Here is a 21,342-nt window from a genome sequence, read left to right as displayed (position 1 = left end):
CCTCTTGGCTGCGAAACGCTTATGGCCGACGGTGCGGACAACGAGAAGAGGATGCCATGCGGACGATCGAGAATTTCGTGAGCGGTGCGGCCAGCACCGCCGAGCGCTTCGGTGACGTGTTCGACCCGAATTCGGGCGAAGTGCAGGCGCGGGTTCGCCTGTCGGGTGCGGCGGATCTGGAGCGCGCGGTCGCCGCCGCGCAGAAGGCGCAGCCGGCCTGGGCCGCGACCAACCCGCAGCGTCGTGCGCGCGTGATGTTCGAGTTCAAGCGGCTGGTCGAGGCGAACATGGACGAGCTGGCGCGGATGCTCTCGTCCGAGCACGGCAAGGTGATCGCGGATTCGAAGGGCGATATCCAGCGTGGGCTCGAGGTGATCGAGTTCTGCTGCGGCATCCCGCACATCCTCAAGGGCGAATATACGCAGGGCGCGGGGCCGGGGATCGATGTGTATTCGATGCGCCAGCCGCTCGGCATCGGTGCGGGGATCACGCCGTTCAACTTCCCGGCGATGATCCCGCTGTGGATGTCGGGCGTGGCGATCGCGACTGGGAACGCGTTCATTCTGAAGCCGAGCGAGCGTGATCCGTCGGTGCCGGTGCGGCTGGGTGAATTGTTCGTCGAGGCGGGGCTGCCCGAGGGGATCTTCCAGGTCGTCCACGGCGACAAGGAGATGGTCGACGCGATCCTTGATCATCCGGCGATTGCGGCGGTCAGCTTCGTCGGGTCGTCCGACATCGCGCATTACGTGTACCGGCGCGGCGTCGAGGCGGGCAAGCGCGTCCAGGCGATGGGCGGCGCCAAGAACCACGGCATCGTCATGCCCGACGCGGACCTCGACCAGGTCGTCGCCGATCTGTCGGGCGCGGCGTTCGGCTCGGCGGGCGAGCGCTGCATGGCGCTGCCGGTGGTGGTGCCGGTCGGAGAGAAGACCGCGATCGCGCTACGCGAGAAGCTGATCCCGGCGATCGCTGCACTGCGCGTTGGCGTGTCGACCGACAATGACGCGCATTACGGTCCCGTGGTGAACGCGGCGCATCACACCCGGATCGAGAACTGGATTCAGACCGGTGTCGACGAGGGCGCGGAGCTCGTCGTCGACGGGCGCGGGTTTGCGTTGCAGGGGCATGAGAAGGGCTTCTTCATCGGGCCGTCGCTGTTCGACCACGTCACCACGGAGATGTCGGCGTACAAGGAGGAGATCTTCGGGCCGGTGCTCCAGATCGTCCGCGCGGCGGACTTCGAGGAGGCGGTGCGGCTGCCGAGCGAGCATCAATATGGCAACGGCGTCGCGATCTTCACGCGCAACGGCCACGCCGCGCGCGAGTTCGCGGCGCGGGTGAATGTCGGGATGGTGGGCATCAACGTGCCGATCCCGGTGCCGGTGGCGTATCACACCTTCGGCGGGTGGAAGCGCTCGGCGTTCGGGGACACCAACCAGCACGGCATGGAGGGCGTGAAGTTCTGGACCAAGGTCAAGACGATCACGCAGCGCTGGCCCGATGGGTCGGCGCTGCCGGCGATGGCGGAGGATGGCGGTCCGGCGCGGAACAACGATGCGTTTGTCATCCCGACGATGGGGTGATCGGGTTGCGGCGCTTTCCCTCCGTCATCCTGGACTTGATCCAGGATCCAGAGCCACCGAGGGCAACGTTCTTGGCTCTGGATCCTGACTTTCGTCAGGATGACGGGGTAGGGGTGGGCATTGGATCGAAGCCCCAGTCTTCGGCTAGATCGCGCCATGTCGGGTTCTCCGTCTCGATCAGCGTGATCTTCCAGGACCGTTTCCAGACCTTCAGCTGTTTCTCGCGCGTGATCGCCGCGTCCATTGTGTCTGCCATCGCAAACCAAACCAGCCGGTTCACCGCGTATCGCTTTGTAAAGCCGTCGAACATGCCCTCGCGGTGCTGAACGATCCGTGCCATCAGATCGGACGTGACGCCGATGTACAGCGTTCCGTTACGCCAGCTCGCCATGATATAGACCGCGGGTTGCCTAGCCATATCATTCCCCCACCCCGTCATCCTGACGAAAGTCAGGATCCAGAGCCACAGGCGTCTGCATTCGCCGCTCTGGATACTGGGTCAAGCCCAGTATGACGGAATTAGTATGACGACACAGGAAAGTCCGATGACCAACCAGTTCGACCTCACCGACGACCAGCGCGAGATCCAGGACCTCGCGCGGCGATTTACCGCGGACCGGATCACCCCGCATGCCGCCGAGTGGGACGAGAAGCACATCTTCCCGCGTGATACGATCAAGGCGGCAGCGGAGGTCGGGTTCGCGGCGATCTATGTCAGCGAGGAGAGCGGCGGGATCGCGCTCGGGCGACTGGAAGCTGCGCTGATCATGGAGGCGATGTCGTATGGGTGCCCTTCGACGTCGGCGTTCATTAGCATCCATAACATGGCGGCGTGGATGATCGACCGGTTCGGGTCGGCCGCGGTGAAGGACAAGTATCTGCCCGATCTGGTGACGATGGATCGGCTGGCGAGCTATTGTCTGACCGAGCCGGGCTCTGGCTCGGATGCGGCGGCGCTCAAGACGCGTGCGGTTCGCGATGGCGACGACTGGATCGTGACGGGCTCGAAGCAGTTCATCTCGGGCGCGGGCGAGAACGAGGTGTATGTGACGATGGTCCGCACCGGGGAGGATGGGCCGAAGGGCATTTCCTGCCTTGTGATCGAGAAGGACATGCCGGGCGTGTCGTTCGGTGCGAACGAGAAGAAGCTCGGCTGGCATTCGCAGCCGACGCGGCAGGTGATCTTCGACGGCGTCCGCGTGCCGGCGGCGAACATGGTCGGCGGCGAGGGCGAGGGGTTCCGGATCGCGATGATGGGGCTCGACGGCGGGCGGCTGAACATCGGGGCGTGCTCGCTCGGCGGTGCGCAGCGGTGTCTCGACGAGGCGATCGCCTATACGCGCGACCGCAAGCAGTTCGGCAAGCCCATCGCGGATTTCCAGAACACGCAGTTCATGCTGGCGGACATGGCCACCGAGTTGGAGGCGGCGCGTGCGTTGCTCTACATCGCGGCGGCCAAGGTGACGGCGAACGCGCCCGACAAGACCAAGTTCGCGGCGATGGCGAAGCGGCTGGCGACAGATACGGGGTCTTCGGTGGTCGACCGCGCGTTGCAGCTGCATGGCGGCTATGGGTATCTGCAGGATTACCCGATCGAACGCTTCTGGCGCGACCTGCGCGTGCATTCGATCCTCGAGGGCACGAACCAGGTGATGCGGATGATCGTCGGGCGCGAGCTGACGCGGCAATGATTCGTAGGAAGAGGCCTCACACAGCGACCACCCCGGCGAAGGCCGGGGTCCAGCTGGGGGACGCTAATCGGCTTGGTGACATCCTGCGTTACATAGACCTTTCCAACTGGACCCCGGCCTACGCCGGGGAGGTGCTTTATGAATGACCTGATTACGACCGTCGAAGGGTCTGTCGGCCGGATTCGTCTGAACCGGCCCAAGGCGTTGCATGCGCTCAATCTGGCAATGTGCGAGGGGGTGCTGGAGGCGTTGGAGGCGTGGCGCGGGGATGCGTCGGTCGAGGCGATCGTCGTGGATCATGCACCCTCGCTGGATGGCGATCCCAAGGGCGCGCGCGGGTTCTGCGCGGGGGGCGATATCCGGATGCTAGCCGCGTCGGGCGCGACTGATGGTGTCGAGGCTCGGGCGTTTTTTCATGCCGAGTACCGGATGAACCACCGGCTGTTCACTTATGCCAAGTCGATCGTTGCGGTCATGGACGGGATCACGATGGGCGGCGGCGTCGGGCTCGCGCTGCCATGCACGTACCGGGTGGCGACCGAGAACACGAAGTTCGCGATGCCGGAGACGGGGATCGGGTTGTTTCCCGATGTGGGCGGCGGCTGGTATCTGTCGCGGTTGCCGGGGCGAATCGGGCAGTATCTGGCGCTGACCGGGCATCGGCTCGATGGTGCGGAGTGTGCCGCGCTGGGGTTGGCGACGCATTATCTGCCGAGCGACACGCTCGACACCGCTAAGGCGCGGATCGCGGAAACGCCGCAGGATATCGCCGGTGTGCTGGACGCGCTGTCGATCGCGCCGCCCGAAGCGCAGATCCTCGCACGCAAGGACGATATCGACCGGCTGTTCGCGTCGGACGTGCTCGAGGACATCTACGCCGCGCTCGAGGCCGATGGTGGTGAGTGGACTGCAAAGGCGCTCGCGACGCTCAAGACCAAGTCGCCGCAGACGATGAAGGTGTCGCTCCGGCTGCTTCACGAGGGTGCGGCGATGGCGAGTTTCGCGGACGAGATGCGCCAGGAATATGCCGTCGGCGCGCACGTCGTGCAGCGGCATGACTTCATCGAGGGCGTGCGCGCGGTGATCGTCGACAAGGACAATGCGCCGCGCTGGGATCCGGCGACGCCCGAGGACGTGACCGATCACGTGATCGACCAGATCTTCGCGCCACTGCCTGAAGCCGAGGCGTGGACGCCGGGCTAATCCGTCATCCTGACGAAAGTCAGGAACCAGGGTTACAAACGGCATCGTTTGTGGCTCTGGATCCTGGATCAAGTCCAGGATGACGATGCTTATTGGAGACTGACATGGCCGATTACGAAACGATCCTCGTCGAGCAGCGCGGTGGCGTCACGCTCGTCACGCTGAACCGGCCGCAGGCGCTCAACGCGCTCAATTCGCAGGTGCTCGCCGACCTCATCGCCGCGTTTGCCGCGTTCGATGCGGATCCGTCGCAGGGCTGCGCGGTGCTGACCGGCTCGGCCAAGGCGTTCGCGGCGGGCGCGGACATCAAGGAGATGCAGAGCCAGGGCTTTGCCGACATGTATGCGAGCAACTTCTTCGCCGGCTGGGAACAGGTGACGCGGACGCGCAAGCCGATCATCGCCGCGGTCGCGGGCTATGCGCTGGGCGGCGGCTGCGAGGTCGCGATGATGTGCGACTTCATCCTCGCCGCCGACACCGCCAAGTTCGGCCAGCCCGAGATCAAGCTCGCCGTCTCCCCCGGCATGGGCGGGTCGCAGCGCCTCACGCATGCGGTCGGCAAGGCCAAGGCGATGGAGATGGTGCTCACCGGCCGGATGATGGATGCGGTCGAGGCCGAGCGCGCAGGGCTGGTCTCGCGGATCATCCCCGCCGACGAGCTGGTCGAGGAAGCGGTGAAGACCGCCGCCACCATCGCCGCGATGGCGCCGCTCGCGGTTCTGGCGAACAAGGAAATGGTCAACGCGGCGTTCGAGACGAGCCTGTCGCACGGCGTCCAGTTCGAGCGGCGGCTGTTCCACGGGCTGTTCGGCACTGCGGACCAGAGCGAAGGCATGGCTGCGTTCGTCGAGAAGCGCGCGGGGAACTGGACAGGGAAGTAACCCGCGCATTGCCGCGGCCCGTCATCGCCGCTGTCCGTCATCCTGACGAAAGTCAGGATCCAGGGTTACGGGCGGTGTCGGTCTTGGCTCTGGATCCTGACTTTCGTCAGGATGACGGGGTTGGAGCGTGCGGGACGTAGTCGCGAATGACGGGGTTGGATCGCGAGCGACACAGTCGCCGCGGCAGATTTAGGAGAGAGAACATGGCACGCATCGGATTCATCGGGCTCGGCAACATGGGCGGGGGCATGGCCGCCAACCTCGCGAAGAAGGGCCATGACGTCCGCGCGTTCGACCTGAGCGCCGACGCGCTGGCCAAGGCGAAGGCGGCGGGCTGCTTGCCCGTCGCCTCCGCGGCCGAAGCAGCAGACGGCGCCGAGGCGATCGTGACGATGCTGCCGGCAGGCAAGCACGTCGCCGAGGTGTACGACACGCTGTTCGGCGTCGCGTCGCCGTCCGCGATCCTGATCGATTGCTCGACGATCGACGTCGCGACCGCCAAGCAGGTTGCCGAGGCGGCGCAGGCCAAGGGTCTCGCCGCGGTCGACGCGCCCGTCTCGGGCGGGATTGGCGCGGCCAATGCGGGCACGCTCACCTTCATGGTCGGCGGTTCGCGCGAGGCGTTCGATCGCGCGCAGCCGATCCTCGCCGACATGGGCAAGGCGGTGATCCACGCCGGCGCGAACGGGGCGGGGCAGGCGGCCAAGATCTGCAACAACATGATCCTCGGCGCGACGATGATCGCCACCTGTGAGGCGTTCGTTCTGGCGGAGAAGCTCGGGCTCGACGCACAGGCGTTCTACGACATCGCGAGCGTGTCCTCGGGGCAGAGCTGGTCGATGACGAGCTATGCGCCACTCCCCGGGATCGGTCCCGATACGCCCGCCGATCACGACTATCAGGGCGGGTTCGCAGCCGCGCTGATGCTGAAGGATTTGCGCCTCGCAATGGCTGCGGCACAGGACGTCGGGGCGGATACGCCGATGGGCGCGAAGGCCGCGGAGCGCTACGAGGCGTTCGCGGCGGCCGGGCAGGGTGGGCTCGACTTCTCGGCGATCATTCATAGCCTCCGCGGCTAAGCCTCAGAGGAAACGGATCAGCATCAGCAGCAGCCCGAGGATCGACGCCAGCCAGCACAGGCTGCGCACGTAGCGGATGCCGAACAGGTACAACGGGATGTACGCGATCCGCGCGCCGAACCACAGCCAAGCGCCAATCGCACCGAGTCCGCCGGTGCGATCGGTCACCGCGAGTCCGAGCGCTAGCGCGACGAACACCGGATAGGTTTCCTGGAAGTTCTTGAGCGCGCGCTCGGCGCGGCCGGCCGTTTCGCCCAGCGGCTTCTGCGCGCCGTCGCGTGGGCCGGCGTTCCAGTCGAGTCCGCGGTCGCGCGTCGCGGTCTGCCCCTGGACCATGACATACGCAAACAGTAGGACCGTCGACCAGCCGAGCAGCAGCAATTCGGTAGGCAAATGCGTCATGATCGATCTCCGCTAGGTCCGCGGGTGTCGAACGCGGCTAGCGCGCCGATGTTGCGACCGTGATCGGCGGATTGGCAAGCGGTTGGCGAGCTTCATGTGCGCGGTGGAACGCGCGGTCGGCATCGTCGATCGCACTCAGCAAGGCACCGAAGCAGGGCGCGTCTTCGATCGGATAGACGCGCGACAGATCGTGTCCGAGCGCGAAGACATCCCGCTGCGTGAGGAGCCCGATCGCGACGATACGGTCTTGGTCGGACATAATAAGGCTCCTGTTATGCAATTTATGTTAACGCGCATATAGAGTTAACGGTACCGTCATGATTGCAGAACGCGTCGAGCCGAGCCTCAGCCGAGGCCGAGCCGCTCGCGCGCGTGCCAGCGCGCCATCATCAGCACCGAAACTACGGCCAGACCGGTCGCAAGCCCGGTCCAGATGCCGACGCCACCCCAACCGCGACCGAAGGCGAGCCAGGCGCCGACACCGATGCCGATCCCCCAATAGCCGATCGCCGCGAAGACCATCGGCACCGTCGTGTCGCCAAGCCCGCGCAGCATCCCCGCGCCGATCACCTGCGCGCCGTCGACGACCTGGAACACCGCGGCCACCGCGAGCAGCGAAATCGCCAGCGTGACGACCGGCGCGTTGGCAGGCGCATCGACGTCGAGGATGATGCCGATCAGGAGCTGCGGGGCGAGCACGAGCAGCGTCGCGGTGAGCACCATGAAGCCCTCGCCGATCGCGAACGCGGTCCAGCCGGCGCGTCCGATCCCGGCGCGGTCGCCCCGGCCCGAGGCGAGACCGACGCGGATCGTCGCCGCCTGCGCGATGCCGAGCGGGACCATGAAGGTGACGCTGGCGATCTGGATCGCGATCGCGTGCGCGGCGAGCGGCACGGTGCCCAGCAGGCCCATGAGGAAGACGGCGGCGATGAACACGGTCGATTCGAACCCGAGCGTGATCGCGATCGGCAGCCCGAGTTTCCACACCGCGCGGTAGCGCGGCCAATCCGGGCGCCAGAACCGACCGAGCAGGCGATAGCGGCGGAACGGCCGGGCGTAGACGATGACGGCAGCCATCGCGACGAAGCTCAGCCCGTTCGCGATGCTGCTCGCCATGCCCGAGCCGAGCAGGCCGAGCGCAGGCAGGCCGGCATGGCCGAAGATCAGCAGCCAGTTCAGCCCGGCGTTGACGACCAGCAACCCGACCATCACCACCAGCGACCAGGCCGGTTTCTCGAGCGCGGCAACGAACGCGCGCAACACCAGGAAGGCGAGGCTCGGCAACATCCCCCACATGACCGCACGCACGAACCGCGCTGCCTCGTGCGCGAGGCGCGGATCCTGGTCGAGCAGGTGGACGAGAATCGCTTCGGCATTCCACAGGATGATCCAGGACGGGATGCAGAGCGTGGCGGCGACCCATATGGTCTGGCGCGCGGTCCGCCGGATATCGCGCACCGCATGCGGCCGCGCGCCGCGCTCGCGCGCGATCATCGGCACCGCAGCGGTGGTCAGGCCCATCCCGAAGAGCAGGAAGACGAGGTAGAGGTTGAGCCCCAGCGTCGCCGCAGCCAGCGTGTCCGACCCGAGCCGCCCGAGCATCGCCACGTCGGTAGCGCCGACCAGCGCCTGCGCGAGGTTCGTCGCGACCAGCGGCCAGGCGAGCTTCAGCGTGGCGGCGAATTCGGTGCGCCAGGGGCGAGGCGGGGTGGTCATGCGCTGGCTTTAGCCCGGTTCCGTGGCAAGTCGATCACCTACCAATGCTTCGGCGTGGCGCGATCCGGCGTGCGCATAGTGCGACGATCTTGCCAACACACCCCGTCATCCTGACTAACGTCGAGACCCAGGGTTACGGGCGGCGTCCTGTGTGGCTCTCGGTCCTGACGTTCGTCAGGATGACGGATGGGGTTAGGTGCGCGTGATCGTCTGAACGCCGGCCGGTATTCTTACCTACCGCATCAACCCGGCGGCGCGGAGCGCGTGCTCGATCGTTGCCTGGATCCCCGCTGGTGCCTCCGCGCGCGGCTTTGGCGCGGGTTTTGGCGTCGTGGGGATCGCGATCTTCGCAATGCGGTCTGCCGGCGCGGGCTTGGCTGCGAAGGCGGTGTCGGTCGCTGCAATCAGGCCCCAGGATCTGGCGATCACGGCCGTGCTCGAAATCCCGACATCGAGCATGAATGGCCCCGCGGCCCCCAGCCGCTCGCCGCGCATCGGGTCGATCGGCGTCCCGTGGCCCATGCCCGGCACGGTCCAGTCCTCGACGACATCGCGCCCCTGCGCGTCCGACCAGATCCGGTGGACCGCGGTGCCTACCCGCTCGGTGCGCACCGCCTTCGCGTCGACACCGTGAACGCCGCGCCACTGCCGCGCGATCGTGTCCGCGTTCGCCACGCTGACGGTTGCATCCGCGCCGCCGTGCCAGATCGCCAGCGTCGGCCAGCGCCCGTCATGCCCGCGCGCGCCGCTGTGCACCGCATCGACCAGTGCGGTATCGCTGGTGTCGCCGTGCCCGCGCATGCGGTCCAGCGCCTGCGACACGCCGGTCGCGGTCCCGTAGGCGAGCCCACCGATCACCGCGCCGCCCGCGAACAGATCGGGCCGCGTGGCCAGCATCGCCATCGTCATCGCACCGCCTGCCGACAGCCCGGTGACGTAGACGCGGCTGCGGTCGAGCGCGTGGCGTGCGATCATCGTCTCGGTCATCTGCGCGATCGACTCCGCCTCGCCACCGGCCTGCGCGGTGTCCTCCGACGCGAACCAGTTGAAGCAGAGATTGGGATTGTTCGCGCGCGTCTGCTCGGGGAAGAGCAGCGCAAAGCCGGCGCGATCCGCAAGCCTCGACCAGCCCGATCCGTGATCATAGCCCGCCGCGGTCTGCGTGCAGCCGTGCAGGACGACGACCAAGGGCGCGCCCGAAGGGAGGTCGGCAGGTATATAAACGTGGCCGAGCAGCGCACCCGGATTCGTCCCGAACGCGGTCAGCGGCGTCAGGCGGCTCGGCGCCGTGTCACGCGGCGTCGGCGCCCCGGCACGCGCCATGCGGGCGATGGTATCGGCGATGTTTCTCACGTGAATCGAGCCTTTCGTCGCCAGCGTACTCGGCCGCGATCTTATTCTAACGTCGCACGTACATCATTTGTTGCTGCAGTGCAGCAAGAACGTCAGGATCAGTGTCGAATCACGTCGCATGCTTCGGCGATCGCGGCGTAGATCCGGTCGAGATCGGCATCGTCGATGCAATAGGGCGGCATGACGTAGACGGTGTTGCCGAGCGGACGGAGCAGCAGGTCGCGCTCGCCGAAGAACGCGAGCAGGCGCGGGCCGATCTGCGACAGGTAACCGTCCTCGCCGCGCAGTTCGACCGCGGTTATCGTGCCGATCTGGCGCGCGTTGGCGATACGGGGATGCTGCGCGAGCACCTCCAGCCGCGTCGCCTGACGGACGGCAAGGTCGGCGATCCGGTCGCGTACCGGCTCGTCGCGCCAGATTGCGAGGTTCGCGTTGGCGGCGGCGCAGGCGATCGGGTTGGCGGTGTAGCTCGACGAGTGGAAGAACATCCGCGCACGATCGGTGCCGTAATGCGCCTGGTAAATCGCCTCGGTCGCCATCGTCACGGCGAGCGGGATCGCGCCGCCGGTCAGGCCCTTCGACAGGCAGAGGATGTCGGGCACCACGCCCGCCTGTTCGCAGGCAAGCAACGTGCCCGTGCGACCCCAGCCGGTCATCACCTCGTCGGCGATGAACAGCACGTCGTGACGCGCACAGATGCGTCGCATCTCGGCAAGGATATGCGCGGGATAGACGTGCATCCCGCCCGCGCCAAGCAGCAGCGGTTCGACGATGAACGCCGCCGGGTGCGCGGCGCAGGCCGTCTCGAGGGCGTCGAGCGTCGCCTGCTCCAGCCCGGCGGCGGGGAAGGGGATCGTCCCGACGTCGAACAGCAGCGGCGCGTAGGCACGGTTGTACACGCCGCGCGCGCCGACCGACATCGCGCCGATCGTGTCGCCATGATAGCCGTGTTCGAGGACGAGGATGCGGTGGCGGTCCTCGCCGCGATCGAGCCAATAGCCGAGCGCCATTTTCAGCGCGCACTCGACGCTGGTCGAGCCTGAGTCGGAGAAAAACACGCGCGTCAGTTCGGGTGGCATGATCGCGGTCAGGCCGCGTGCGAGGTCTTCGGCGGGCTGATGCGTCCAGCCGGCGAAGATGATCTGGTCGAGTTTGGCCGCCTGCTCCGCGATCGCGGCCATGATCTTCGGGTTGGCATGGCCATGCGTGGTGACCCACCAGGACGAGATCGCATCGACGATCCGGCGGCCATCCGCGGTGTAGAGCGCGGCGCCCTCGGCATGCGTGACGAGCGGGATCGGCTCGCGTAGGCCGTGCTGCGTGAAGGGGTGCCAGACGGGGGAGTCGGTCACCGGAACGCCTCCAGGTCGAAATTCGCCGCGAACGCCTCGGCCAGCGTCGTGGCGTTCAGCGGATCGAGGCGGGGCAGGCGGCCGAGCCGGCGGACCCTGCCGAGCGTGGCGATCGTCGCCTCGCTGTCCTCGACCGCGTCGCCGACGAACGCGATGCCGAGGATCGGGACGCCGCGGCTGCGCAGCGCCTCGATCGAGAGCAGGCTGTGGTTGATCGTGCCGAGCCCGGTTCGCGCAACGAGGACGACGGGCTTGCCCCACCGCGCGAACAGGTCCGCGAAGATCAGGTCGCGCGTGACCGGGACCATCACGCCGCCGGCGCCTTCGACGACCAGCGGACCGTCGATATCCGGCAGTCCGATCCGCTCGGGATCGATCGTCACGCCGTCGATTTCGGCGGCGAGATGCGGCGAGCACGGGGTCGTCAGCCGGTAGGCTTCGGGGAGGACATGATCCGCCGGCACGCCCAGCGTGACGACCGAGGCCGCGTCGCTGCCGTCGGCAAGTCCGGCCTGCACCGGCTTCCAGTAGCGCGCGCCCAGTGCCGCGGTGAGCCCGGCGGCGAACACGGTCTTGCCGATATCGGTGTCCGTCCCGGTGACGACGATCGTCATTGCAGTGCCTCTCCCATGACCACGCCCAGAGCCTCGATATCCGCGACCGTCGCGTTGAGCGTCAGCGATATCCGGAGGCGCGATCCGCCCTCGGGCACGGTCGGCGGGCGTATCCCGCGCACGTCGAACCCTGCCGCCTGGATCGCGCCCGCGACGTGCATCGTCCGCGCGGCGTCACCGAGCACCAGCGGCAGGATCTGAGATCCCGTCGCCGCGACGCCGTACGGTTCGAGTATGCGGCCCGCCGTGGCGATCAACGCCCAGAGCCGCTCCCGCCGCGCCGGTTCGTCCGCGACGATGCGCAGCGCCTCGCCGACCGCCAGCGCCATCAGTGGCGAGGGTGCGGTCGAGAAGATGAACCCGCGGCCGCGATTGACGATGAACGCGCGCATGACCGCCGGTCCGCAGAGCAACGCGCCCTCGCAGCCCAGCGCCTTGCCGCAGGTGCGCAGGGTGATGACGTTCTCGAGCCCGTCGAGTGCTTCGGCCAGCCCGCGACCGTCGGTGCCGAAGACGCCGGTTGCATGCGCTTCGTCGATCAGGAGGACGGCGTCGTGGCGGTCCGCGATCTCTGCGAGCGCTGCGAGCGGGGCTTGGTCGCCATCCATGCTGTAGAGGCTTTCGACCGCGATCCACACGCGACCCGTACCGCCCGATGCACGCCACGCGACGATCGCATCCTCGAACGCGCTCGCCTCGTTATGCGCCGCCGCGACAAAGGTCGCGCGCGTGAGGCGCATGCCTTCATGTGCGCTGGCATGGATCAGCGCGTCGTGGACGATCAGGTCGCCGCGCTGTGGCAGTGTCGCGAACAGGATCGTGTTGGCGACATAGCCGCTTGCGAAGAACAGCGCGGCCTCGGTCCCGAAGAACCGCGCGGCGTCCGCCTCCACCGCCTCATGCTCGGGGGCATTCCCCCGCAGCAGCCGCGATCCGCCCGACCCCACCGCCACGCCGCGCGCCAACGCATCAGCCATCGCCGCGCGCAGCCGGTCCGATCCGGCGAGCCGGAGATAGTCGTTCGAGGCGAAGTCGACGCCGGCACGCGGGCGGAGCGATCGGTACCGGTCGGCAGCCGTCAGTCTGGCGAGGTCTCGTTCCTGTCCGGCAAACATCATCGCGCCGCCCTACCGCCATCGCATCGCGAAGACGATCCCTGCCTGCAGCCTTCGCGCTTACCCGGCCTGCCACGTCTCGATGAATTTGGTCGCCCGCGCGCCGACATCCGCCGCGCTCATGCCGGGTGCGAACAGGGCCGAGCCCAGCCCGAAGCCCGCCGCACCGGCCTTGCGCCAGTCCGCCATCACTTCGGGCACGATCCCGCCGACCGGCAGCACGCGCGCGTCCTTGGGGAGGATCGCCCGCATGGCCTTCAACACCGCGGGGCTGGCGGCTTCGGCGGGGAACAGCTTCAGCGCGGCCGCGCCTGCGTCGAGCGCCGCGAACGCCTCGGTCGGGGTCGCGATGCCGGGTAGCGCGACATAGCCCTTATCGGCCGCGGCCGCGATCACGCGCACGTTCGCGTTCGGGGCGATGATCAGCGTGCCGCCCGCCGCGCCGACCGCCGCGACGTCCTCGACGCGCAGCACCGTGCCCGCGCCGACGACCGCACGGCCTTCGAACCGGCGCGCCAGTCGCGCGATGCTGTCGAGCGGATCGGGCGAGTTCATCGGCACTTCGAGGATCGTGAAGCCCGCCGCGACCAGCGCGTCGCCGATCGTCTCGACCTCATCGGGCTTCACGCCGCGCAGGATCGCGATCAGCGGGCATCTGGCAAAGGCGTCGTCGAAGGCCTGGCGGTGCTTAGTGGGGGGAGTCGTGGGGGGAATCATGCTGCAAGATCCTGGATGCGAGTGATGCCGGCCACGAACGCGACCTGACTGTCGATATGGTGCGCCGTGCCGCTCAGCGCATCGATCGCGCTGGCATAGAGTGCCCCGAGCGCGGCGTCGGCGAGGATATGAACCGTTGCGCCGTGCCCGATCCGCGCGGCGGTATCTGCGCCGATCAGCAGCCCGCTGGCGAACGAAGCGGCGTGGCGGTCGTCGGCCAGCCCGAGCACACCGCGCGCCCGGATCGCGAACAGGCTGGCGGCGAGATCGCGTTTCGCCCCCTCCGCGACGCCGTCGAGGAATGCTGACCCAGGCTCGACCGGGTGGCCGAGTTGGCGTGACAGGACGCCGTGCGCGCGGAGAAGGGCGAAGAGTTCGCCGGTCATCGCGGTGGTGAACTTTGTGATCCTGCCGCCTTCGACGGTCGCCCATTTGCAGTGCGTGCCGGGCTGGCAGAGGAGGGCGTCAGGCGGAACGAGGTCGGCCGCGACCGCGCCAAGCAGCTGGACCTCCTCGCCGCGCATCACATCGGCGTGCAGCCCGTCGCGGTACGACAGCCCGGGCACGATCGCGGTCCGGTCGTCGATCCGCTCGAGCGCGGCGGCAACATCCGCAAGGCCTGCGGGTGCCGCGACATACGGTACGCTGCGCCAGCCGATGTTCGATCCGACCATGCCGGCAAGCAGCACCGGCACGTCGCCCAGCCGCGCCCGGATGCCGGCGACTTCCGCCTCGTATGCGCCGGCCGGGACGGTCGCTGCGCCGCGATCGTCCCGCTCCGTTGCGACGACTCTGCCGTCCTTGATGAGGAACGCACGCCGGTTGGTCGTGCCCCAATCGACTGCAATGAATGCCACCATTATTCTACCTCGACGTCATCGCACGCATCATGGTCCGTGCAGGCACGCTGACCGATTACCAATTGTACGATAAACAACCGGCGGCTACTACCGGATATCGTTGCGCTGCGTAGCAAGATGCGTGACACCAGCACCACGTTGCGCCAAACCCCGGCTGATGGCGATCGATATGACAGACGGCGACGTTCTCCCGACCACCGCGATTGCGGGCCGCAATCTCACGCATGGGATGCTCGACACGCTCGGGCGGGCGATCGTCACCGGACGCTACGAACATCGACCGTTCCCGACCGAAGCGGAGATCGCGAAGACTCATGGGGTCAGCCGATCGGTGACGCGCGAGGCGGTCAAGATGCTGACTGCCAAGGGCCTGGTCAGTGCTCGGCCCAGGCAAGGCACCGTGGTGCAACCGGCGAGCGCCTGGAACCTGTTCGATACCGACGTCCTGCGGTGGACGCTGGAGCGCAAGTTCTCGGTCGAACTGCTGCGACATTTCAATCAGCTGCGGATCGCCATCGAGCCCGAGGCGGCTGCGCTCGCGGCACGTTTCGGGGATGCCGCGGACGAGGTGGCGATCCGTACGGGACTCGCACAGATGGAGGCGGGTGAGGCCGGGACGACCGATCCGCTCGAAGCCGATATCGCGTTCCACATGGCGATCCTGCGGGCCTCGAAAAACCCGTTCTACGCGCAGTTCCAGTCGGTCGTGTCGACCGCGCTGCGGACGTCGATCCGCTTCACCAACCGCATCAAGGGGCGTTCCGCGAATATCGCCGATCATGCCGCGGTGGCGGACGCGATCGTTGCGCGCGATCCCGCAGCGGCACGAATCGCAATGACCCGGATCATCGGCGACGTCCTGACGCTCATCGGCGAAGAATAAACACCGTTATACTATAATCGAGAGGGTTTTTAATGGCGACCGAGGCAGTGCCTGCAAAGCGTATCCGGCTGGCGATCATCGGTGTTGGCAAGATCGCACGCGACCAGCATCTGCCGGCGATCGCGAACGATCCTCGCTTCGAACTGGTCGCGGCAGTCAGCCGCAATGCGGTGGTCGACGGTGTCGCCAATTATCACGACATCGCCGAATTGCTCGCCGCCGGGCATGACCTCGACGCGGTGTCGCTCTGTACGCCGCCGGTCGGACGCGCGGCGATCGCGATGGCGGCGCTCGATGCCGGTCTGGACGTGATGATGGAGAAGCCGCCGGCCGCGACCTTGTCTGAGGTGGCGCGGATCGAGGCGCATGCGATCGCGGCAGGTCGTTCGCTGTTCGCAACCTGGCATTCGCGTGAGGCGGCCGGGGTCGCGCCGGCGCGCGCATGGCTCGCCGACCGTGAGGTCGAAAGCGTGACGATCGCCTGGCGCGAGGATATCCGGCGCTGGCATCCCGGCCAGGACTGGATTCTGGAAGCCGGCGGGTTCGGCGTGTTCGATCCTGGTATCAATGCGTTATCGATCGCGACCCGGATCCTCCCCGGCGACTGGGTCGTGCACCGCGCCGATTTGCAGGTGCCGGACGGCCGCATGTCGCCGCTGGCTGCGGACATCGACGTGACTTGCGGCGATATTCCCGTGACGGCGGCGTTCGACTTCCTCCACGAAGGTCCGCAGCAATGGGACATCGTCGTCAAGACCGACGGCGGTACGCTGAAGCTGGGCATGGGCGGCGCGGTCCTCGACATCGATGGCAAGGTCACGGAAGCGACGGATGCCGAATATTCCGGGCTCTATGCCAAGTTCGCGTCGCTGGTCGGATCGCGCTCCAGCGATGTGGACGTCACGCCGCTGCGGCTGGTCGCCGATGCGTTCCTCGTCGGACGGCGTGTGATCGGCCCCGCGTTCGTCTGGTGAGCGAACTGGCTGATCGAAGATAGCATCGCAGGAACGCGTACCGCACGCGTCACGTTCATCCTCGAAAAGGATGCGTAACAGTGCTTCAGGTCAGTCAGCAGGTCGAGAATACGGATATCGCGCCAGCGGTAGTGGCGGCAACCAGTGCGGCGGCGCCGTTGGCCGCAGCTATCATCGAGCGGTTGTCGGGCGGAAATCTTGTCTACGTCGCTGCGGACGATCAGCGCGCCACCGAGATCGCGACGATCGCGGCGGCGCTGGCGCCCGATGCGCTGGTCGTCCATGTGCCGTCGAGCGATGCACTGCCGGGCGACGACGCGCCGGCATCGCCGGCCAATGTCGGGCGTCGCGTGGAAGCGTTGCGGCGGCTTCGCGCGGGATCCGAAAGCGGGGCGGCACCGATCCTGGTCGTCACGACGGCCGAGGCAACCGCGGTACGATATCCGCCGCCGCCGATGTTCGACGTGGCGCCACCCCGGCTGGAGGTCGGCGACCCGATCGATATCGAGGCGTTCGCCGCGATCGCCGAGGAGGTCGGCTATGTGACCGACGATCGGATCGATGAACCCGGTGAGATCGCAGTGCGCGGCGGCGTGATCGACGTGTTCCCGGCGGATCGCGAAACCCCGGTCCGGATCGAGTTCGCCGACGGCCACATCACCGGGCTGCGGGATTACGACCCGGTTTCGCAGCTCGGTTTGGGCGATATCGACGTTGTCGAGATCGGCCGCGCGACCGAACCCGTCGTCGAGAAGGGCGTTTCGATCCTGGCGCATCTCCCTGACGCTGCCATCGCGTTCGATCGGGACGCGGAAAAGCGGCGTGCCCGGTTCCTCGCGATCGCCGCGGATGGCCTGCCCCGACGCCGCGCGGCTGCCGATCTGGTCCTCGACAAGCCCTGGGTTACCGAGATTGCGGATCGAGACACCGTCACGTTGGAGGTCGGTGACGACGTGCCGCCGCGGTTCGTCGAACGACGCGACCCGGCGCGTGCGTTCGCCCGGTTCGCAAAGGATGCGCTTGCCGATGGTCGCCTGCTGGTCGTGGGGTCGCCGCGCGACCTGCGGTTTCTCCAGCCCAGGCTTGAGCGCACGACGAAGCGCGCCTTGACGCAGGTCGATCGTTGGACGGACGTCGGCTCCGCCGCGCCCGGCACGGCGATGCTGCTGGTCGCACCGGTCGACCGCGGGTTCGTCGCGCGCGGTATTGCCGTCGTCGCCGGTGCGGACCTGCTCGGCGGACGCGCGCGCGGAGACGAGGTCGCCAGTGGCAGCGTCCGCAGGTTGCCAGGGCTGACCAGCGAGTTGCGGTGCGGCGATGTGATCGTGCACGAGGAGTTCGGGATCGGCCTCGTCCGCGGGCTCGAAAATTTGCCCGGTGCCGACGGCGATGCGATCATCCTGGAATATGCCAAGGAAGGCCGTCGTCTGGTTCCGGTGCGCGAGGCCGATCGGATTTGGCGGTATGGCGCGGAGATCGACGCGGTGACGCTTGATTCGCTCGACGGGGCGTCGTGGCAGAAGCGGCGTGGCGCGGTCGATGCCGCGATCGCCCAAAGCGCGCGGGACCTGGCCGCGATAGCCGCGGAACGTGATGCGCGGACGACCGATCCGATCGAGCCCGACCGCGCGCGCTACGAGGCGTTCGCGGCCGGCTTCGCGTTCACCGAGACGCCGGATCAGGCAAAGGCGATCGCGACGACGCTGGCGGATCTTGCGAGCGGCAAGCCGATGGACAGGCTGATCATCGGCGATGTCGGCTACGGTAAGACCGAGGTCGCGTTGCGTGCCGCTGCTGCCGTCGCGCTGGCCGGACGACAGGTGGCGATCGCCGCACCGACGACGGTGCTGGTCCGCCAGCATGTCGAGACGTTCCTCAAACGGTTCGAGGGTACCGGCGTGACCGTCGCCGGCCTGTCGCGGCTGTCGAATACTGCGGAAAAGGCGCGGGTTCGGGCAGGGCTTGCGGACGGATCGATCGGCGTCGTGATCGGCACAGGGGCGGTTGCCGGCAAGGGTGTCGCGTACAAGGATCTCGCGCTCGTCGTGATCGACGAAGAACAGCGGTTCGGTGCGGCGGACAAGGCGAAGATGCAGGCGCTGGGGGCAGGGCACGTCCTGACCCTGAGCGCGACCCCGATCCCGCGCACGCTGCAGTCCGCTATGATCGGGCTGCAGGGGCTTTCGGTTATCGCCACCCCGCCGGCCCGCCGCCAGCCGATCCGCACGTCGGTGGCGCGGTTCGACGATGCGACGGTGCGTGCGGCGCTGCGTCGGGAGCGTGCGCGGGGCGGACAGAGCTTCGTCGTCGTGCCGCGGATCGACGACATGGCACCGCTTGCCGCCAAACTCGCCAAGCTCGTCCCCGAACTCGGCTTGGTGCAGGCGCACGGCAAGCTGCCGGCGGGCGAGATCGACGAGGCGATGGTCGCTTTCGCGGCAGGCGATGGCGACGTGCTGCTCGCGACGAACATCATCGAGGCCGGGCTGGACGTGCCGCGCGCGAACACGATGATCGTGCATCACGCGGACCGGTTCGGGCTGTCGCAACTGCACCAGCTTCGCGGTCGCGTGGGTCGCAGCGGGCGGCGGGGGCAGGTGATGCTGCTCACCGACGGCGAGGCGACGATTGCGGAGGCAACGCTCAAGCGGCTGCGGAAGCTCCAGGCGTTCGACCGGTTGGGCGCCGGTTTTGCGATCAGCGCGCGCGACCTCGACCTGCGTGGCGCGGGCGATCTGGTCGGCGAAGCGCAGGCCGGTCACATGAAGCTGATCGGGATCGACCTGTACCAGCATCTGTTCGGTCGTGCGTTGCGGCTGGCGCGGATCGATCGTGAGGGCGGTAAGCCGATCGACGACTGGATCCCCGAACTTCATCTCGAACTGGGCGGCAGCCTTCCCGGGGCTTGGATCCCGGAGATCGAGGTGCGGATGTCGCTCTACGGCCGGCTGGCGCGGCTGGAAGACGTCTCGGCGCTCGATTTGTTCGAGGCGGAGCTCGACGATCGGTTCGGCAAGGCGCCCGATGCGGCGTTTCGGCTGTTGCAGGTCGCACGGATTCGCATGATGGCGCGCGAGGCGGGCATCCGGCGCATCGACGCTGGTCCCGCCGCGATCGCGTTCACACCGCACGACCGGACTGCGGCGAAACCGCTCGACGATCTGGTCCAGAAGAACGGGCGGTGGATCGCGGCCGAGAGCATCGCCGACCCGATCGCGCGGGCAGGGCGGATCGAGGAACTGCTGGACGCGCTGATCGGCTAGGCGCGTCCGGTCATTCGGCGGCCGCGGCCAGTGGGCCAGGCAAGGCCTCGTCGCTGAGTGCCGCCAGGATCGAGCGGAGCAGGTCGACGACGCGCGCGAAGCCGGCGCCGGGCGCATGGAGCTTGCGATCGAGATACAGCGTGCGGTCCAGTTCGAACTGGATGGCGTGGATGTTGGCGGCGGGCCGCGCATGGCGTTCGAGGATATGGCCGCCGGCATAGGGCACGTTGATCGCGGTCGAGAACCCGCGCGCTGCACATTCGGCCTCGATCCGCGCGACGAACCGCGGCTCGGCGGAGTGACCGAACCGATCGCCGATGACGATTCGCGATCCACCCGGACCGAGCGGCGGCATCGAATGCACGTCGAGCAACACCGCCACGCCGAACCGGTCGTGTGCCGCTTGCAACGCCGCTGCCAGGGCCGAATGGTAAGGCCGGTGATCGTTGGCGATCCGCGCGGTGACGTCGGCATCGGTGAACCGGCGCGCCCAGAGGTCGCCTGCACCCGATGCGCGACGTGGGACGAGACCCAGCCCACTGCGCAGCTTGGCGGATTGCTGGGCCAGCGGCATCGACGGCGCGCCCTCGTCGAGCAGGGGATCGCGCTCGTCCTCGCGCCGGTTGAGATCGATCCACGCGCGCGCGCGCGTCTGGACGATCGTCGTCTGGTCGGTTCGCGCGGCGCGCGCCACCGCATCGACGAGACGGTCCTCGAGCGGAAGCAGGCCTGCAAGCGGCACGCGCAACGCCGTCTTGAGCGCGAGCGGATAGTCCCGGCCTGCGTGCGGAACGGACACTACCACCGGGCTTATGGGCGGCATTGCGCCCAGGCGCTCGAAGGAAGAAGACTGCATCGCACCACGCTAGGGCCAGCACCGGGCGTGGGCAATCGACCTGGATATGTTAACCAGTTTCAGGGTAGGGCGGCTGCAGAATGTGCGTGTGAAAACGGGACTTTAGATCGATGTTACGAATTCTGCTGGCCGAGGATGATCAGGTCATGCGCGAGTATCTGACCCGGGCGCTCGAACGCTCGGGCTATGCCGTGACCGCGGTCGATCGGGGGACGGCGGCGATTCCACTCCTTGAAACCGAGACGTTCGACCTGTTGCTGACCGATATCGTCATGCCCGAGATGGACGGCATCGAGCTTGCGCAGAAGGCCGGCGAGATGTGCGCGGACCTGCGCGTGATGTTCATCACCGGCTTTGCGGCGGTCACGCTGAAGGCCGGGCGGGCGATGCCGCAGGCGCGCGTCCTGTCCAAGCCGTTCCACCTGCGCGACCTGGTCGCCGAGGTCGATCGGCTGTTCGAGATGGATAATGTGACGGGCATGCATTGAGGGCTTGCGCGCCGCGAAGAGCGCGGCTAGTGGAGCCCTCCGGCGGGCGTGTAGCTCAGTGGTAGAGCACTGTGTTGACATCGCAGGGGTCGCAAGTTCAATCCTTGCCACGCCCACCATAGAAAACCCCGCTAGTCCCATGGACTAGCGGGGTTTTTATTTGCCTGGAGCGCAAACGGGGTCCCCGAAGGGACCCTCGTCTCAGGCGGGTATCTGGTGAACCGTGGCGGTGTTTCGCTTCTGATGCCGTTCTCCTGATGCGGAAGCTTCGACAGCCCGTGATAGACCTGCAACCGGGCGCGCATCACCGAC

The 21,342-nt window shown here is 67.5% G+C and carries 20 protein-coding genes and 1 tRNA gene; 10 read left to right on the top strand and 11 right to left on the bottom strand.

All coding sequences use genetic code 11. The annotated features are described in order from the left end of the window. The first annotated feature begins 56 nt into the window (after positions 1-56). Positions 57-1,583: a CoA-acylating methylmalonate-semialdehyde dehydrogenase gene (locus HMP09_RS08715; protein ID WP_176500034.1), complete on the top strand. Its 1,527-nt coding sequence runs from the start codon at positions 57-59 to the stop codon at positions 1,581-1,583. Positions 1,584-1,677: 94 nt separating this feature from the next. Here the strand turns inward: HMP09_RS08715 and HMP09_RS08710 are convergent, their stop codons facing one another. Then, positions 1,678-2,001 (bottom strand): GIY-YIG nuclease family protein, encoded by a 324-nt coding sequence (locus tag HMP09_RS08710; RefSeq protein WP_176500033.1) that lies wholly within the window; start codon positions 1,999-2,001, stop codon positions 1,678-1,680. Between the two features lie 127 nt (positions 2,002-2,128). Between HMP09_RS08710 and HMP09_RS08705 the strand changes: the two genes are divergently transcribed. The 4 genes from HMP09_RS08705 to mmsB all read left to right on the top strand — a co-directional run bounded on the left by HMP09_RS08705 (position 2,129) and on the right by mmsB (position 6,437). Further along, on the top strand, positions 2,129-3,274 hold the full coding sequence (locus tag HMP09_RS08705; protein ID WP_176501674.1) for an acyl-CoA dehydrogenase family protein: 1,146 nt from the start codon (positions 2,129-2,131) through the stop codon (positions 3,272-3,274). A 138-nt stretch (positions 3,275-3,412) separates the two neighbouring features. Continuing rightward, on the top strand, positions 3,413-4,477 hold the full coding sequence (locus tag HMP09_RS08700) for an enoyl-CoA hydratase/isomerase family protein (RefSeq protein WP_176500032.1): 1,065 nt from the start codon (positions 3,413-3,415) through the stop codon (positions 4,475-4,477). A 104-nt stretch (positions 4,478-4,581) separates the two neighbouring features. After that, a complete protein-coding gene (locus HMP09_RS08695) occupies positions 4,582-5,358 on the top strand; it encodes an enoyl-CoA hydratase (protein ID WP_176500031.1) in 777 nt (258 codons plus the stop codon). 203 nt (positions 5,359-5,561) lie between these two features. Further along, the gene (gene mmsB / locus HMP09_RS08690) at positions 5,562-6,437 is read left to right on the top strand and encodes a 3-hydroxyisobutyrate dehydrogenase (RefSeq protein ID WP_176500030.1); all 876 of its coding nucleotides are present in this window, start codon (positions 5,562-5,564) and stop codon (positions 6,435-6,437) included. A 3-nt stretch (positions 6,438-6,440) separates the two neighbouring features. Here mmsB and HMP09_RS08685 read toward each other — a convergent pair whose 3' ends face one another. The 9 genes from HMP09_RS08685 to HMP09_RS08645 form a co-directional block, all read right to left on the bottom strand. After that, the gene (locus HMP09_RS08685; protein ID WP_176500029.1) at positions 6,441-6,839 is read right to left on the bottom strand and encodes an MAPEG family protein; all 399 of its coding nucleotides are present in this window, start codon (positions 6,837-6,839) and stop codon (positions 6,441-6,443) included. A 37-nt stretch (positions 6,840-6,876) separates the two neighbouring features. Beyond that, entirely contained in the window at positions 6,877-7,098 is a 222-nt protein-coding gene (locus HMP09_RS08680; RefSeq protein ID WP_176500028.1) for a hypothetical protein, read from the bottom strand. Positions 7,099-7,184: 86 nt separating this feature from the next. Beyond that, entirely contained in the window at positions 7,185-8,555 is a 1,371-nt protein-coding gene (locus HMP09_RS08675; protein ID WP_176500027.1) for an MATE family efflux transporter, read from the bottom strand. Positions 8,556-8,789: 234 nt separating this feature from the next. Further along, a complete protein-coding gene (locus HMP09_RS08670) occupies positions 8,790-9,908 on the bottom strand; it encodes an extracellular catalytic domain type 1 short-chain-length polyhydroxyalkanoate depolymerase (protein ID WP_176500026.1) in 1,119 nt (372 codons plus the stop codon). A 98-nt stretch (positions 9,909-10,006) separates the two neighbouring features. Next, positions 10,007-11,260, bottom strand: coding sequence for an adenosylmethionine--8-amino-7-oxononanoate transaminase (locus HMP09_RS08665; RefSeq protein ID WP_176500025.1), 1,254 nt, complete (start codon positions 11,258-11,260; stop codon positions 10,007-10,009). Next, positions 11,257-11,874: a dethiobiotin synthase gene (gene bioD, locus HMP09_RS08660; RefSeq protein ID WP_176500024.1), complete on the bottom strand. Its 618-nt coding sequence runs from the start codon at positions 11,872-11,874 to the stop codon at positions 11,257-11,259. The genes HMP09_RS08665 and bioD overlap by 4 nt, the downstream gene beginning before the upstream one ends. After that, a complete protein-coding gene (locus HMP09_RS08655; protein ID WP_176500023.1) occupies positions 11,871-12,992 on the bottom strand; it encodes an 8-amino-7-oxononanoate synthase in 1,122 nt (373 codons plus the stop codon). The genes bioD and HMP09_RS08655 overlap by 4 nt, the downstream gene beginning before the upstream one ends. 57 nt (positions 12,993-13,049) lie before the next feature. Next, positions 13,050-13,706 (bottom strand): 2-dehydro-3-deoxy-6-phosphogalactonate aldolase, encoded by a 657-nt coding sequence (locus HMP09_RS08650; RefSeq protein WP_176500022.1) that lies wholly within the window; start codon positions 13,704-13,706, stop codon positions 13,050-13,052. Next, entirely contained in the window at positions 13,703-14,566 is an 864-nt protein-coding gene (locus HMP09_RS08645; protein WP_176500021.1) for a 2-dehydro-3-deoxygalactonokinase, read from the bottom strand. The genes HMP09_RS08650 and HMP09_RS08645 overlap by 4 nt, the downstream gene beginning before the upstream one ends. Positions 14,567-14,723: 157 nt before the next feature. Here HMP09_RS08645 and HMP09_RS08640 point away from each other — a divergent pair, with 157 nt between their 5' ends. The 3 genes from HMP09_RS08640 (at position 14,724) to HMP09_RS08630 (ending at position 19,686) form a co-directional block, all read left to right on the top strand. Then, positions 14,724-15,449: a FadR/GntR family transcriptional regulator gene (locus HMP09_RS08640; RefSeq protein WP_232090823.1), complete on the top strand. Its 726-nt coding sequence runs from the start codon at positions 14,724-14,726 to the stop codon at positions 15,447-15,449. A 32-nt stretch (positions 15,450-15,481) separates the two neighbouring features. Beyond that, positions 15,482-16,423, top strand: a complete 942-nt coding sequence (locus tag HMP09_RS08635) for a Gfo/Idh/MocA family protein (protein WP_176500020.1) — start codon at positions 15,482-15,484, stop codon at positions 16,421-16,423. 80 nt (positions 16,424-16,503) lie between these two features. Then, complete coding sequence (locus tag HMP09_RS08630) at positions 16,504-19,686, top strand: helicase-related protein (RefSeq protein WP_332103274.1); 3,183 nt, start codon at positions 16,504-16,506, stop codon at positions 19,684-19,686. 10 nt (positions 19,687-19,696) lie between these two features. Here HMP09_RS08630 and HMP09_RS08625 read toward each other — a convergent pair whose 3' ends face one another. After that, positions 19,697-20,542: an N-formylglutamate amidohydrolase gene (locus tag HMP09_RS08625; protein WP_176500019.1), complete on the bottom strand. Its 846-nt coding sequence runs from the start codon at positions 20,540-20,542 to the stop codon at positions 19,697-19,699. Positions 20,543-20,652: 110 nt separating this feature from the next. On the opposite strand from HMP09_RS08625, the gene cpdR reads away from it, so the two are divergent. Both cpdR and HMP09_RS08615 read left to right on the top strand, forming a co-directional pair. Further along, positions 20,653-21,030 (top strand): cell cycle two-component system response regulator CpdR, encoded by a 378-nt coding sequence (gene cpdR, locus HMP09_RS08620; RefSeq protein WP_056065257.1) that lies wholly within the window; start codon positions 20,653-20,655, stop codon positions 21,028-21,030. Positions 21,031-21,074: 44 nt separating this feature from the next. Then, positions 21,075-21,149, top strand: a tRNA-Val gene (locus HMP09_RS08615). Positions 21,150-21,342 lie beyond the last annotated feature (193 nt).

It is taken from the genome of Sphingomonas sp. HMP9, assembly GCF_013374115.1.
Taxonomy (GTDB): Bacteria; Pseudomonadota; Alphaproteobacteria; order Sphingomonadales; family Sphingomonadaceae; genus Sphingomonas.
Note: the sequence above shows the minus strand (reverse complement) of the source record. Positions and strands in the feature narration are given on the sequence as shown.